17 protein-coding genes and 1 pseudogene are annotated in these 14,654 nt (G+C 34.0%); 11 read left to right on the top strand and 7 right to left on the bottom strand.

All coding sequences use genetic code 11. The features are described from left to right. Positions 1–280 precede the first annotated feature (280 nt). Positions 281–1,093, top strand: a complete 813-nt coding sequence (locus tag AC0L3Q_RS24570) for a prolyl oligopeptidase family serine peptidase (protein WP_473283846.1) — start codon at positions 281–283, stop codon at positions 1,091–1,093. A 75-nt stretch (positions 1,094–1,168) separates the two neighbouring features. Here AC0L3Q_RS24570 and AC0L3Q_RS24575 read toward each other — a convergent pair whose 3' ends face one another. From AC0L3Q_RS24575 to AC0L3Q_RS24590, 4 genes and pseudogenes are all read right to left on the bottom strand, one after another. Continuing rightward, positions 1,169–1,825 carry a lanthionine synthetase LanC family protein gene (locus tag AC0L3Q_RS24575; RefSeq protein WP_473283849.1) on the bottom strand — a complete coding sequence of 219 codons (657 nt, stop codon included), beginning with the start codon at positions 1,823–1,825 and terminating at the stop codon, positions 1,169–1,171. A gap of 14 nt (positions 1,826–1,839) precedes the next feature. Then, positions 1,840–2,385 (bottom strand): lanthionine synthetase LanC family protein, encoded by a 546-nt coding sequence (locus AC0L3Q_RS24580; RefSeq protein WP_473283852.1) that lies wholly within the window; start codon positions 2,383–2,385, stop codon positions 1,840–1,842. A 21-nt stretch (positions 2,386–2,406) separates the two neighbouring features. Continuing rightward, positions 2,407–3,435 carry a tyrosine-type recombinase/integrase gene (locus AC0L3Q_RS24585; protein WP_473287016.1) on the bottom strand — a complete coding sequence of 343 codons (1,029 nt, stop codon included), beginning with the start codon at positions 3,433–3,435 and terminating at the stop codon, positions 2,407–2,409. A 27-nt stretch (positions 3,436–3,462) separates the two neighbouring features. Continuing rightward, positions 3,463–3,660 (bottom strand): annotated as a pseudogene (locus AC0L3Q_RS24590) (Arm DNA-binding domain-containing protein); the annotation flags it as partial. 556 nt (positions 3,661–4,216) lie between these two features. On the opposite strand from AC0L3Q_RS24590, the gene AC0L3Q_RS24595 reads away from it, so the two are divergent. The 7 genes from AC0L3Q_RS24595 (at position 4,217) to AC0L3Q_RS24625 (ending at position 10,050) form a co-directional block, all read left to right on the top strand. Beyond that, complete coding sequence (locus tag AC0L3Q_RS24595; protein WP_473283855.1) at positions 4,217–6,052, top strand: histidine kinase; 1,836 nt, start codon at positions 4,217–4,219, stop codon at positions 6,050–6,052. A gap of 2 nt (positions 6,053–6,054) precedes the next feature. Continuing rightward, positions 6,055–6,495, top strand: a complete 441-nt coding sequence (locus tag AC0L3Q_RS24600) for a LytR/AlgR family response regulator transcription factor (RefSeq protein WP_473283858.1) — start codon at positions 6,055–6,057, stop codon at positions 6,493–6,495. A 5-nt stretch (positions 6,496–6,500) separates the two neighbouring features. Then, a complete protein-coding gene (locus AC0L3Q_RS24605) occupies positions 6,501–6,797 on the top strand; it encodes a LytR/AlgR family response regulator transcription factor (protein ID WP_473283861.1) in 297 nt (98 codons plus the stop codon). 143 nt (positions 6,798–6,940) lie between these two features. Continuing rightward, positions 6,941–7,660 (top strand): hypothetical protein, encoded by a 720-nt coding sequence (locus AC0L3Q_RS24610; protein ID WP_473283864.1) that lies wholly within the window; start codon positions 6,941–6,943, stop codon positions 7,658–7,660. A gap of 235 nt (positions 7,661–7,895) precedes the next feature. Beyond that, a complete protein-coding gene (locus AC0L3Q_RS24615) occupies positions 7,896–9,026 on the top strand; it encodes an NHL repeat-containing protein (protein WP_473283866.1) in 1,131 nt (376 codons plus the stop codon). Between the two features lie 109 nt (positions 9,027–9,135). Next, a complete protein-coding gene (locus AC0L3Q_RS24620) occupies positions 9,136–9,756 on the top strand; it encodes a hypothetical protein (protein ID WP_473283868.1) in 621 nt (206 codons plus the stop codon). A gap of 87 nt (positions 9,757–9,843) precedes the next feature. Continuing rightward, complete coding sequence (locus tag AC0L3Q_RS24625; protein ID WP_473283871.1) at positions 9,844–10,050, top strand: hypothetical protein; 207 nt, start codon at positions 9,844–9,846, stop codon at positions 10,048–10,050. Between the two features lie 202 nt (positions 10,051–10,252). On the opposite strand, the gene AC0L3Q_RS24630 is transcribed toward AC0L3Q_RS24625, so the two are convergent. Together AC0L3Q_RS24630 and AC0L3Q_RS24635 are read right to left on the bottom strand one after the other, a co-directional pair. Further along, on the bottom strand, positions 10,253–10,906 hold the full coding sequence (locus tag AC0L3Q_RS24630) for a DUF7019 family protein (protein WP_473283874.1): 654 nt from the start codon (positions 10,904–10,906) through the stop codon (positions 10,253–10,255). Between the two features lie 239 nt (positions 10,907–11,145). After that, positions 11,146–11,484 (bottom strand): hypothetical protein, encoded by a 339-nt coding sequence (locus tag AC0L3Q_RS24635; protein ID WP_473283877.1) that lies wholly within the window; start codon positions 11,482–11,484, stop codon positions 11,146–11,148. Positions 11,485–11,910: 426 nt separating this feature from the next. On the opposite strand from AC0L3Q_RS24635, the gene AC0L3Q_RS24640 reads away from it, so the two are divergent. Beyond that, a complete protein-coding gene (locus AC0L3Q_RS24640) occupies positions 11,911–12,066 on the top strand; it encodes a hypothetical protein (protein WP_170864594.1) in 156 nt (51 codons plus the stop codon). Between the two features lie 76 nt (positions 12,067–12,142). Beyond that, a complete protein-coding gene (locus AC0L3Q_RS24645) occupies positions 12,143–12,769 on the top strand; it encodes a hypothetical protein (protein WP_473283881.1) in 627 nt (208 codons plus the stop codon). 2 nt (positions 12,770–12,771) lie between these two features. Here AC0L3Q_RS24645 and AC0L3Q_RS24650 read toward each other — a convergent pair whose 3' ends face one another. Continuing rightward, on the bottom strand, positions 12,772–13,359 hold the full coding sequence (locus AC0L3Q_RS24650; RefSeq protein WP_473283884.1) for a riboflavin synthase: 588 nt from the start codon (positions 13,357–13,359) through the stop codon (positions 12,772–12,774). Between the two features lie 151 nt (positions 13,360–13,510). On the opposite strand from AC0L3Q_RS24650, the gene pdxA reads away from it, so the two are divergent. Next, positions 13,511–14,518 carry a 4-hydroxythreonine-4-phosphate dehydrogenase PdxA gene (pdxA, locus tag AC0L3Q_RS24655; protein WP_473283887.1) on the top strand — a complete coding sequence of 336 codons (1,008 nt, stop codon included), beginning with the start codon at positions 13,511–13,513 and terminating at the stop codon, positions 14,516–14,518. Positions 14,519–14,654: the final 136 nt, after the last annotated feature.

The raw sequence follows: 14,654 nt of genomic DNA on the forward strand, positions 1-14,654 counted from the left end.
CAATTTTGTTCTACTTGAAAATGAGATTTATTTCACAACCAAAAAAAATGGAGTTGATGGCAAATTATATGTTCTTAAAAACGGTATTGAAGAGGAAATAGTACTGCCAAATTCCGTTGGTGATTTAAACATTAAATCTTTAGGGTATGATCAAAATAAATTACGTGTAAGTGCTAGAGGGTATTTAACTCCTGGTATTCATTATATTTTTGATACCAAAACTAAAGAATTCATAATAGAAGGAATTATTCCATACAATAATTATCCTAATTTTAAGGATTTGGTCGTTGAACAAATAGAAATTCCTTCTCATGATAATGTTTTAGTTCCGGTTTCTATTATCAGAAATAAAAAAATAACAAAAAACGGGAAAAATCCCACTTTATTTTATGGTTACGGATCTTATGGTGGTGTTGGTAGTACTCCTTTTAACCCAAACTTTTTAACTTGGGTAGCCAGAGGAGGTATTTTGGTTTTTGCACATGTCAGAGGAGGAGGACAAAAGGGAGAAGCTTGGCATAAAGCAGGACAAAAGGTTAACAAACCTAACACCTGGAAAGATATGATTGCTACTACAGAATATATGATCAAAGAAGGTTATACATCTCCTGAGAAATCTGCTATTTGGGGATCCAGTGCTGGCGGAATTCTTGCTGGAAGAGCTATGACTGATAGACCGGATTTATACAAAGCAGTGATACTGACTTCACCAGCAACCAACAAACTTCGAGCTGAAAACCAGGCAAACGGTAAAAATGGGGTTAAAGAATTTGGTACAATAAAAATTAAAGAAGAATTCGAAGCTTTATTAGAAATGGACTCGTATCATCACATAGAAAAAGGAGTGAAATATCCTGCCACATTAGTTACTGGTGGAATGAAGGATGGTCGAGTTGCCATTTGGGATCCAGCTAAATTTGTTGCTCGCCTACAAGCATCTAATGCTGCGGACACTCCAATTTTGTTTAAGGTTAAATTTGATCAAGGTCACGGCAGCATGAACACCTCTAAATCCACAGTTTATGAATTGTACGCAGATGTTTTTTCCTTTGCCTTATGGCAAATGGGACATCCCGATTATCAAGTAAATTAACCATGATCTATCTAATATATAGATAGAGATTTACTAGCTATAAAGAAAGCTAGTGTTTTAGTACTTTTATTTTTATTATCTTATTAAAATGGCTTGATCCCATTCCAATCTTTGTTCCTGGGGAGATAAGAATGATAATATTGATAACCCTACCCCAGAAACCCCATTTAATAAATGATTTTTCTTTGTCCAATTCCCCTCAGAACCAAATAAATATCCAGCGGAACCATTTTTATGAACACCTAATTCAAGCCCAACTTCAGCCCAAAAGATCGCTGATTCCAAAAAGACATTGTTGTTAGTCTTTTCAAAGACAAAGTTATAAATGTGCATTATTCCAAAAGCACCGTGGCACACTCCAGCATCCTTAACCATAGCTTCCTGCAAATCCCTTCTTTTAGTTGTTTCTAAAAGAATTTTCACTCCTTCTTCAATAAAACTTGCTATTTTTAATGTTTCACCTGCTCTTATTAATGTAATTCCAATACCTAAATCCCCATAACACCATGCTAATCTAGAATCCGAACCTCTTGGATTTTCATTGGTTATCCAATTAGGGAATGAAGAAGAGTATCTTTTGTTGATATATTTGCAACTTAAAATATAATTACATGCATTAAGTATTAAATTTTGAACTTTCTTATTAAACTCTGGTTCCTCAGCCAACCTGGACAAAAAATTAATTATACTAGGTATTCCATGAGATAATCCCAAGTTACAAACTTCAAACATTTTTTCACCAACTCTTATCTCAGACTTCCACCAAATCCCATCTTCACTTGTGATACTGGTGTTTTTAAAAAAGCGATTAACCTATCAATATAATCCTTATATCTTTTTTTAGAAACCAGAGATTTACTATTTAGATAGCGTTTGAAGAAATAATAACCATATCCCATTGCTCCGTGTAAAAAATCAAAATAATTATTTTCAATATCTATTTGCATTCGATCCAAAAGAAACTTATCTAAATCAGGAGTGATGACATCTTCTTCTAATCCTATAAAACCTTCTTCCTTTAACAATTCTAATACCCAAAAAGCTCCTGCAATACCATCACAAAATGTAGGGTAGGGATGTCCATCTGTTATTTTATTAAATGCATATGATAACGTTTCAGTCCCTTCAATTGCATATTGATCTTCACCTACAAATTCAGAATAATAAAACTGAAATAAGGCTATTCCTGATAATCCCCCCAATACACCTGTTTCAGTGTTTTTAATAGCTTCAGTCGACAAAACTTCTGCTATTTCATCCAGTTTTTTACGTAATCGTATTTTTAAATCCATAAATCCCGATTTCAGACGAAATTAACTAAAAATCTTTTCTGCAGCTTCATCCAAAACTTGATTTTCAAAATCTGCAAAATAAGCTTCAGTAGTATAATAATTGGTATGACCAAGCATGTCTCCAATTTGGGCCTTAGAAACTCCTTTATGTAAACCTGCAGTAGCAAATGTATGCCGGGCGACATAAGTTGTTAGTTTAGTAGTCAATCCTAATTCTTTGCTAATGGTATTTAATCTTCTATTATGATTTTTTAACCTGCTGCTATATACTTCATGAATTCTTTTATCAGATTCTGTATGTATAACATCGGATAGAATTGGAAAAACAAGATCGTTTTTTGACTTCCCTTTGGTATAAAATTCGAGTATAGCTGCTATCTCTTTAGGAATCAAAATATCAAACTCTTTGACATTATTACCTCTTCTAGTTTTTCTTCGTTTATATTGAAGTCTACCCTTATTTATGGACCCAACTTTCAAATAAGCCATATCCATAAAATTCATCCCGCGCATATAAAAATTGAACAGGAAATAATTCTTATGGTGCCATAGGGCAGAATCCTCTGGGTATTTAAGATTTTTTATTTTTTCAATTATATCTAAACCGACCGCTCTTTTTTTGGTACGTTGTTGTTTTATAGAATATCCATTCTTGCCAAAAGGATAATCCTCTATATTAATTTCAGTATGGCTATCCTTAATTGCTAAATTAAATACTCGTCTTATTGATCTTAATCGTACTCCTAGACCATTTAATGTATTTCCTTTATTTAAATAATAAGCTTCTAAATTTTCCAAAAATGTTTCATCAATATCAGAAAGCAAAGGATCCTTACTATCATTAAACTTTACAACCGTTACAACTGCATCTTCGATAGCATTGGCCATTCCAAAACGTTTGGCATCTCTATATCTATCAATTACTATTTTGCTATACTCCTGTAATCGAGTATTACTAATTATTTTGGTTTTTATTATCTCGTTAAGTTTATCTTTCCCTTTTTCGTCTATTCGATCTTGGATTAGACTTGCGAGCTTCCCTACGGACATCTCTTTCAAAAAAGGTTCGCAATCGGATATCACCTCTTTCGCTACACTAATTCGCTTACTCAACCTAGCATTTGCATTCACAGAATTTGGATAAGAGCTTTTAAATACCTTTTGCTTTTCATTCCATTGTTTACTAGAAACCGTATAGGGAGTTCTTAAATCCTTTCTTTTTCTTTGATGACTTACCCTTAATACTACTGGAAATTTATCTGAATTGTTATTTCTTTTATCTAGAAAAAGAAGACTTTAGCCATAAATAAAATTTGTATTTATTGAATGTCTAAGTTACATGTAACGAGATAATTACAAAAGTTTTTTTGCCCACTTTTTGCCCACTTTTTTCGGTTTTATATGGTTTCATAAAAACCCTTTCAAAATCTTATTTTTGCTTTGTTTTTGATTATCAAACATATAAGCATTTTGTAGTTTAGATAAGATTTGAATTAGAAGTTACTCATAATCAGGGGGTCCTTGGTTCGAGCCCAAGTGGGACCACTTTATAACAAAGCCTTAGCGAAAGCTAAGGTTTTTTTATTCAATGTAATAAAACAATTCTTGGGCGAGAAGTTCACTCTGAGTGAGGCACGAATCGAAGAGAGCCCAAGTGGGACTATCTTGTAAAAAACGCATGTTGCAAATATTTGTGATATCTTTTATGTTTGTAAAAGTACTTGGTCTTCAGAGGGAAATACTACGTTTTGACCATATTGCACTTATAAGATAATATTAGTATAAAGATATAATCTAAAGACATGAACTCAAGCGAATTTATTGTTGTGTTATGGTAAGATATTGCTTCTTAGGGGTTCTTTTTACACTATTTCTTTATGCTTGTTCTAATAATAAGCAAAAATCTAATCAGGAAACCATTGATCAAATTATACAGATTCATCAGGATTCTTCCGAAAGCTACAATGCTTTGCAACAAGCCTCTAATTTGCTCAAACATACCAACGCTCCCGATTCGTTAATTGAACGAAACATCTATCTAACTGGTAAGTATTTTCTTAATGAAAGGAAATTGGATAGTGCAGAACATTACCTTTTTAAAGTGATCGATTTTGCCAAAAAAGGAGCCGTAGGAAATAATCAGGCAGCCTATTTTTATCAACTCTGGAATCTGTTATTATCCCAAGGTAGATATGGAGATTGCATAGCATTAACAGACACCTTTGAATCCTTGATCGATTCTACTCAAAAGGAAAACTTAGGATTGTTGTATTTTTTTAGAGAGAATAATCAAAAGAAGGTTGGAGCTTATCACAAAGCTTTACAACACAATGAATCACGAATACAAGTTCTTTCAGAATTAAATAGACAATCAAGTGTGATCAAGGCGGTAATCGCACAAGCTGAACTTAAATATTACAGCTTAGGAGACAAAAAAGGAACCTTTGAAACATTAGATCATTATTTGGGAGCATCAGAGCAACTAACTCATGATCATTTAAGACAATTGTATGGTGAGTATGGGGTATATCTTTTTTATGAAAAGCAATATAGAAAATCCATTGAGCATTATAAAAAAGGAGTATTTCATACCAAAAAGTTAAAAAAAGACAACTACACTGCAAATTCTTTGGCTACTGGATATGCTAATATTTCTGAAGCTTTTATTGAGTTGGGAGAATACGAAAGTGCAAAGGCATATTTGGACTCTGTAGCACAATTAGCAGTATTTGCTACCAATTCTTCTCTTCAAAAAAGTGTCCTGAAGTATCAAGCCAGATTGGCTTTAGCTTCTAAAAATGATAAAGAAGTACTTAATAGTATTGATTCGATCTTTAGCTTTCAGGAAAAGCAATACAAAACTAAGTTTGAAAATGAATTAGTAGCGTTAGAAAAAGCAAACGAAAACGAAAAGCAATTGCTTGAAGAAAAGCAAGAAGCGGTTTTAAAAAGCATCGCCCTGGAATCCAGGCAAATCTCTATCACAATTGCAGTTGTTTTATTATTGGTTATTCTATCTTTTTTATATGTACGAAGAAAATTAAAGTTCGAGAAAGAGCAGCTTTTAATGCAGCAACGTTTGTTACGATCACAAATGAATCCACATTTTACTTCTAATACCTTATACGCTATTCAAAACTTAGTTAAAGACAGCCCCAACAAAGCCGTACAATATCTATTGACGTTTTCTCGTGTATTACGTATTACCCTTGAAAACTCGATGACGAACTACGTGAAATTAGAAAAAGAACTGAATTCACTAAAACAATACCTGGATCTTCAATTATTGCGTTTCCCTGAAAAATTTGAATATTCTATTCACTTGGAAGAAATTGAAGAAGATGAACATATTTTTATCCCTCCAATGCTTTTACAACCTATATTAGAAAATAGTATTGAACATGGATTTCGAACCATTGACTATTTGGGAAAACTAAGCATCATACTTTCCCGAAAAAACAAATTTATCCTTTGTAGGATAGAAGATAACGGCCAAGGTATTGCACCCAAAACGAACAGCTCAAATCCATCTGTTTCTATTCAATTAATTTCGGAATTTGTGGAAAAAATGACCAAAGAAAAATTAGTCATCACGAATAAATCTGATATTGACAAAAACGATACGGGCGTAATTGTAGCCTTTAAAATGCCGTATAAAAACCACTGAAAATGATAAAAGCCATTGTAATCGATGACGAGGCTCATGTACGCCAGGATATTCAAGAATTAGTAACCACTCATTTTAAGGATTCGATCCATATACAAGCCGAAGCTTCTGATGTTTCTGAAGGACTTAAAGCTATAAATCAGGTACAGCCTGACTTGTTATTTCTTGATGTACATCTGGGAGAGAAAACTGGTTTTGATTTGATTGCAGAAAGCATTTACAAAGATTTTGAGGTTATTTTTGTGACCGGGTTTGATCAACATGCCATCAAAGCGATCAAAGTTGGAGCACTGGATTATATTTTAAAACCTATTGATCCTTCAGAGTTTAAAGAAGCAGTTCAAAAAGCCATCGTTAAAAACACAAAAAGCGATTATCTCAAAAAATTTGCAGAGGTGTCTCAGGAGTATTTTAGGGGAGCAGAAAAAAACGGATTATTCTAAAAACCATGGACAATGTATATGCTATTTATGAAGACGATATTTTATACTGCAACTCCGAAGGAAATTACACTACTTTTTACACCCAACAAACCGAAAAGATTGTTGTTTCCAAATCGATGAAAAAGATAGAAGAACTTCTTTCTGAAGATACCTTTGTGAGATGCCATCAATCCTATATCGTTAACAAAAAACATGTGCTTAGGTACAATAAGCGAGGATACCTTGTTGTCAATTTTGACACTAGTATTCCAGTTTCTGGAAGAAGAAAAGATTATGCGCTAAAGAGAATTTTTGACAACTAATTGTCAAATCATACATCTAAGAAGAAAGAATAAAACGGATTTTAAAAGCAGCACCACGGATATGAAAATTAAGCCAGCACTTTTATAAAGTACTTTGCTTTTCAAGTAAGTAAACCCTATCATTACGCAAACACTTGTACACCATGAAAACCATATTTCAATTTTTAGTATTCATTTTTTTGATCACCTCTTGTCAAACCGAGGATATTAGTCAGGAAGGACCTCAAAATGTATTCGATACTTCTGAAAAAAGAAAAACAATTGCTAAGCAAGATGATGCTCAGAAAGTTTTTGAAAACAGAATGCAGTGGGCTTCATTTATTACCGCAGAGGTTTTAATATTTGATGAAGCCTCTAGAGAACAGATAGAAGCCTTACTCAGTGCCTCTTCAGGAAGGAGTATAGCTTTTGATGATTTAGTGGGCACCAAGACAAAAACAAGTGGTTTTCATAAAAAGTTTGTTGATCGTTTACAATATTATGTAACAAGCCCTGCCTGGGGACCAGATCATCAACAAGAGCATCCCGATTATCCGGTGGTTAGAAACATCAACCCTAATCTCCTAGATCCAGAGATCTTGGCAGAAGAATATTTGGATTATATGCTTAATCAAAGATGTGTAGAGTTATATTTTCCTAAGGATTTACAGTTCCATAACCGATCATACCGTTTAGGTATAGCTTCTACTACCGATCCGCTTAATGGTGCTCAAGAAAATACAGGATACATAGTATATTTCGATGTTGTTAATAATGTATGGTCAGAACAAGTAACCGTTAATTTGCAGTTTATGTTACAGTATCCTAATATCATTATCGCAAGACCGAAACACGTTTCTGGCGTATCAAATTGTCAGTATTAAAGATAAATACCTTCATAAATTGTTGGTTAGTATCTTGAATTAATTACTTCAAAAGTTAACCCTATTTGACATCTTATCAAATGGGGTTTTTAGTTTCTGAAAATCACTAAAAGTTATATTTCAGAATTTCTTCAGCGAATTTGAAAAATAAGACGACGCATCTGAAATCTATATTGTATCCACCATTCTTTTCTGACAATTTTGAGATATAGAAACTAATCTAATACTTAAAGAAATGTCAACAATTAAAAAAGGAACAATATCACTACTCATGAGTTTGATTTTAATGATAAATCTCGGTTGTGAAAAAGATGATATTATAAGTACAGAAGAAAAACAAAACATTAATGAACACAAAACCACCGCATATGCCTGTAATGGGATTACGGTCTCTACAGTTGCAGGAAGTACCAAAGGTTTTAATGATGGGATAGCCAATGAAGCAAAATTTGACTTTCCAGAAGATGTGACCATGGATAGCCAAGGGAATATATATGTCGCAGATGGTTACAATAATCGAATCAGAAAAATAAGCCCCAAAGGTATTGTCACCACCCTTACAGGAGGAGCACAAGGCGATGTTGATGGAGACTTAGCAAGTGCAAGATTCAACTATCCCGCTGCAATAGCAATCGACAATATTGGAAATCTTTATGTAGCTGATGCAAAGAATCATAAAATAAAGAAAATCACCACAAATGGCCAAGTCATCACCGTAGCCGGAAGTGTTGCCGGATTTGCAGATGGTCCAGGTAGTAATGCCAGGTTTAATTTCCCAAGTGGGCTTGCCGTTGATCATACAGGTACGGTAATATATGTTGCCGATTCCAAAAATCACAAAGTTCGTAGAATAGCGCATAGTATTGATAATGGTGTCACAACGATAGCAGGAGACGGTCCAGGGTTTGCAGATACAAGTGATGGTCAAGCATTATTTCGTTTTCCTAGTGCTATTGAAGTAGATGAAAACCAAAACCTATTCATAACCGATGCCAGTAATCATAGCGTAAGAAAAATCAGCAGTATAGGTGTAGTCACAACCATAGCAGGAAACGGGACAGCAGGATTTGCCAATGGGATTGGTGCACAGGCCAGGTTTAATAATCCCAGAGGGATTGCCCTTGATGAAAAAGGCAATCTATTTATAGCCGATACCCAAAATAACAAAATTCGTATGATCTCTCCCAAAGGTCAAGTTACTACTGTAGCAGGAAGCACTTCTGGGAATATTGACGGCTGTGTAAGTCAAGCTAAGTTTTACCATCCCCACGGATTGATATTTAATGACAACACAGAACAAATGATCATAGCCGATCATATCAACCACCGAATAAGGTCGATAACCAGTGGGTATCTGGGAAATTAATATTCTTCCCAATAGCATACAAAAGATTTCTTAAAGCATTTACTTCAGAATGAGGCGTATACCGAAAAGCCTTAATAGAGTAGGTATCACTCAAATAAACCCTAACGAAATGAAAAGAATAATTAATGCAATCTTTTTGATCAGCATCTTAGTGATGGTAAGCTGTCAAAACGAAGATGACCTATTTGAAGAGCAGCTTTCAGTTGAAAATACAGAAGACATCAAAGTTATAGAAGATCTTGATGAACTGGATCTCAACAAATCCACTCAGTTTTTGCATTGTGCGAATACTCCTGTTCCACCGGGATTCAGAATAGTATCTTACTTAAATCATCCAAGCTGTTCCAATATTGTTTTATACTTAGGATTGTATAATGCAGCGATCATAGAATCAGAAGCAGCAGTACTTACTCCTAGCATCTCTAGTGCAGGAGCTGGATGTGATGATTACAATTGCATTTGGATTGTTGGAGACAATTTTGAACCAAACGCTTATGTGGATATCAGAACTACTACAGGATCTGCAATCATTGGCACCTACAGAGGTACGGATAGAACACAATATGTAAACGCCCAGGGACAGGATGTAATCACTTTGCGTCTACGATCCGCTTATGAAATCAATCAGTTTGCCACCAACGGGCTAAGAATTTGGGTGGTAAATCCGGAGGTCAGAACCTGGGCAGATGGGCGTACGGTTAATAGGCCCAATTTTCCATTTCCGCTTTAATCTATCTAAGCATTTAAAAAGGGGAATTCTTACGTTCCCTTTAAAATCAATACATCAAAGTTTTATTAATTTTTAATTTCTCTCACTATGTTAAACAACATTTTAAAATTAGACGGCGTACAACAATTAAACAAAGAACAAAAGGTATCTTTAACAGGAGGTGAAAACCCAGATTATACGGGAGATGATAGCACTCTGATCCCAACTGACCCAGCAGAAAGGTTTCGACTTTGCTTGGCAAATTGTGCTGGAGTTTGTAGCTATAATGGTACTTGCTACCAGTTTGAACGATAAATTTCAAAAAGGGTTTCTCGAATTGTTGAGAAACCCTTTTTTATTATTTGTGATAGTGGTTCAATTCTAAGGATAACCGCAACCTAGAAATACAGATGTAAATGCGATAGCTTTATTGTTTTTTATAAGGTAAATTTCCAATTGCTTATCTCTCAAATGAAAAATTTTAATCTTTTAACTACAATTTCTACTATCACTTTATTCAAATTATCTCATTTGATTCTGCTACATAAATCGGTGACCCGAGGATAAATTTATCTTTCAAGAAGAAGGTTTTAGCTACAAATTCCACTCTTTGTTTTTTAGGTTTTTCCTTTCTGCCTGAAACTTCACGATTGACATGAGCATGAATACCATACATATCTTTTTTTAATTCATTTTGATCAGGAGGATTTAATTCATCTACTATATTTGACCAAAAAGAAGGGTTTATATAATAAATTGTAGCAGGTTCAAGGTGTTTCATCCCAACGATATGCACAACTGAACCTACTAAACCAAGTACTTTCTGAGATTTATCATCTTCGCCTGAAAACAACACCATTCTTTCGTTTGACGACATTCCATGTACCATTCTTAACTCTTGCCAGCTCATATCCAAAGAACCTCTAAAAAAATCTCTAGGATTCTCCAAAGTGCCAATTAGACTATTGTTTTCTAAATATTCAATAATTACGTTAAGTTTATTATATAGATTTTTGTCTTCATGTAACTCTTTTATCCCTGCAGATATGAGTCCCAAATTTATTTTTAAATCCATCGAAATTTGATCCTTGTCTTTAATCGAAATTTGATCCCAAAGCATATCAACTTTTACTTTCGAGAGATATAAATAGTATTTTAAATCGTTGGTCATAATGTTTATATTTTGTGTATGTTATCAATTCAAAATTATTTTTATACTTATAAATTATTGTTGGTTAATTATCAAAAAACAGGGTATTATTAGGTTTCTTATATTTTATAAAAAGATATTAAAATTACCCTTTATCAAATTATAGTATTCAATGCTTTTTTAAAAAACTTTTGTTTCCATAACACAAAAAAAGCTGTTCCTTAAAAGAAACAGCTTGCATATAATTTATGATACATCTATTACACCAATTTGATATCTTCCTTAAATAACATATGGATATATTCACCATGTATTTTGGCGTGATGTTCATTCTCTAAACAGTGAAATAATAAATGGATTAGTCCATAATCTCCCAGGGTATCCCGGTACTCATGCTTTTCTTTGTTTTTGACCCATAGAATAAAAGAACACAAATGACCAATCTCACCCAATTTCTTAGGATCCATCAAACACTTCTGAAACTTCTTCAAGTCCATAGAAGCATACTCGTTATACTTTCGCTTACAAAAATTATAGTCAAACGTATGTTTATACGATTGCAATTTTCTGTTTTGTATTTCATAATTAATACCACTCATAGCCTAAAATCATTTTCATTAGGTACTTCTATTATCATAGTCATACGATTTGGTTACTATTAATTTTGCAAATCGCATGCCATCAGGTCCAAAAAATAACTTAATAAAAGGTGAAAATCTCTTAAAATTATAAATGAGGTCTACCTAGAGATTATTGGAATAATTCCAAAACAAAGATACAAAATTTGGAATAATTCCAAAAATTAATTTTGCCCTATATTCTCATTTTAAACTCTAAAAGTACTGTAAGACAAATACTTACACTCAAAATCTTTGAAATGTTGTTAATAAAACCTAATAAGTTTTTTTTTGATTCCCAACATTGCCTATTACATTTACCCCACGAATTTGATATTATCTGGTATGTTTTTTGGGAAAAAACGACTAGAATAAAGAAATTGGGAAATACGAATCAAATTGTAAGTTATGCAGTATAAAGTAATTGATACAAAAAGCCAGTATTTTGGTAAAGTATTGGATTTTCAATCCTGCTCAAATTTAAGTGATCTGGGAGGTGTACTCCTAAAGATCGGAAGGGACAAAGTGTCACTATTTAAATTTAATGAAGTAGAATTGATGTAACATCTTTTCTACTTCTGCCTACCCCAGTACACTACACTTCTAATTTTAAAACCAAAATACCGTATATGACATTGATATGACTAAACAATGGCACATATATGTATTTGTCTTGTTCTGGATAAACAGTAGTTGCCAGAACAAAGTTCCTATTGATAATATTGAAACTCAACCAAAGGTCACTACCGCAGACAAAGAGCATCAAAATGTCTATAAAATCCTTGATGGTACCTGGAAAGGTGAGTTCCTGATTTTTGAGGATCAGCAACAAGTACCTAAAGACCAAATAGACTTAAAAAACATCAGCAAAGCCAGCCTTCAAAAAGAAGGATTAAAACAAGTAAATAGTATCGATGTATTGCAAGTATATCAATCAGATACTCCATATTTTCAGAAAGTAACCATTACTGATTACTACCCAGATACCGGCAAAAAAATCGTAAGCCATGGAGTCAATAAGATTCAGGACGGAAAGTTATGGTGCGTGGTTAGAAAACCAGACGAGACCGTGATTCATAGTGGTAGCACCGAAGGAAAAAACACCATTATTTGGCAACGCAACGAACAAAATCCTCAAAAAATCGAATACTTCAAAGAAACCGTATCTCAAGAATATTACGAGATTATTGGATGGGGTTATTATTCGGGTGACGACCCTAATCTTTCTCCCAAACTATGGTTTTATTCAAGGTACGAACGTCAATAATCCTATTGCAATTCGGTAATGCGTTTTACATATTTTCCGATCACATCAAACTCCAGGTTGACCACCGTACCCTCAGTAAACGTATTAAAATTGGTATGCTCATAAGTATACGGAATAATCGCTACGCTAAACTCACTTTTTTGAGAGTTCACCACCGTGAGACTTACTCCATTTACCGTTATAGATCCCTTTTCTATGGTGATATTATTTAGACCCGGATCATATTCAAAAGTAAAATACCAGCTCCCATCAGCTTCAGTTACTGATTTGCAAACTGCGGTCTGATCTACATGCCCTTGCACGATATGTCCGTCCAGTCGATCACCCAGTTTCATTCCTCTTTCCAGATTTACAATAGCTCCTTCTTTCAGGTCGTTTAAATTAGTTTTATCCAAAGTTTCTTTAATCGCGGTAACCGTATAATGATCTCCATCGATAGCAACCACGGTAAGACAAACTCCATTGTGTGCCACGCTTTGATCGATTTTCAACTCTGATGTAAAGTTGGATTGTACAGTAATATCCAGATTTTCCTGATCGCTCTTCAAGGAAGTAATCGTTCCTAATTCTTCAATGATCCCAGTAAACATAAATGCGAATTATTTAATTAAATTTGTGATCTTACTATTTGAGGTTTGATTTTGGACTTCAAAAATACAGATTAAGTACTTTATATAATGAAGAAAGAAAAAAATAAGATTAGGAATTTCTATAGGTGATTTAAATGGTATAGGAAGCGAAGTGGTCCTGAAAACTTTTCAGGATACTCGAATGCTGGATTTTTGCACCCCTGTAATTTTCGCATCAGTAAAGATTCTTTCTTTTCTTAAGAAAAAGTACCAAACCAATATCAATCTTCATGGTATCGATAAGACCTCTCAAATCTTGGATGGAAAAATCAATGTGTTGAATGTATGGAAAGAGCCTTTGGACATAAAATTTGGCGAAGAAGATGAAAAAGTAGGAAGTTACGCTATCAAATCTTTGAAAGCTGCAACCCAAGCCTTAAAAAATGATGAAATCGATGTATTGGTCACCGCTCCTATTAATAAGAGTAGCATCCAATCCGACGAATTCAAATTCCCTGGTCATACCGATTATCTGGATCAGGAATTACAAGGCAATAGTTTGATGTTTATGATTACAGACGATCTAAAAGTTGGTTTGCTTACGGATCATGTCGCTGTAAAAGATGTAGCAGAAACCATAACTCCAGAGCTTATCGAGCAAAAAATCAATACCATACACCACACCCTAAAACAGGATTTTGCCATAGCCAAACCCAAAATTGCTGTGCTGGGTATTAATCCCCACAGTGGAGATAATGGTGTTATTGGTAAAGAAGATGAAGAAGTTTTAAAACCAACTATTCAAAAGATTATAGATTCTGGTAAGTTGGTGTTTGGTCCTTATGCAGCCGACAGCTTTTTTGGTTCGGATAATTATAAAGCTTTTGATGCTATTGTTGCTGCTTATCACGATCAGGGATTGATTCCTTTCAAAACCTTATCATTTGGTAAAGGCGTAAACTATACGGCTGGATTGAACAAAGTGCGAACCTCTCCAGATCACGGGACAGCCTTTGAGATAGCGGGACAAAACAAAGCTGACAATAGCTCTTTTAAAGAAGCAGTATTTGCCGCTTTAAAAATTTATAAGAATAGAAACGAATATCAGGACTTGACTAAGAATCCACTAAAAAAACAACCTCGTAAACCACAAAACAAAAACAATCAACAACAAGCTTAACCTGCAAAGAAGTGAGCGAATCATAAAGTGCTTTTGTGAGCAACCTATCAATTCACTAACTTTCTGATATAATTTTGTTTACAAAAATACTTTCATAACGAATTTTTGTTATCTTTGCACCCGCCTTAATTAAATT

It is taken from the genome of Aquimarina sp. KJ22-3 (assembly GCF_055808215.1).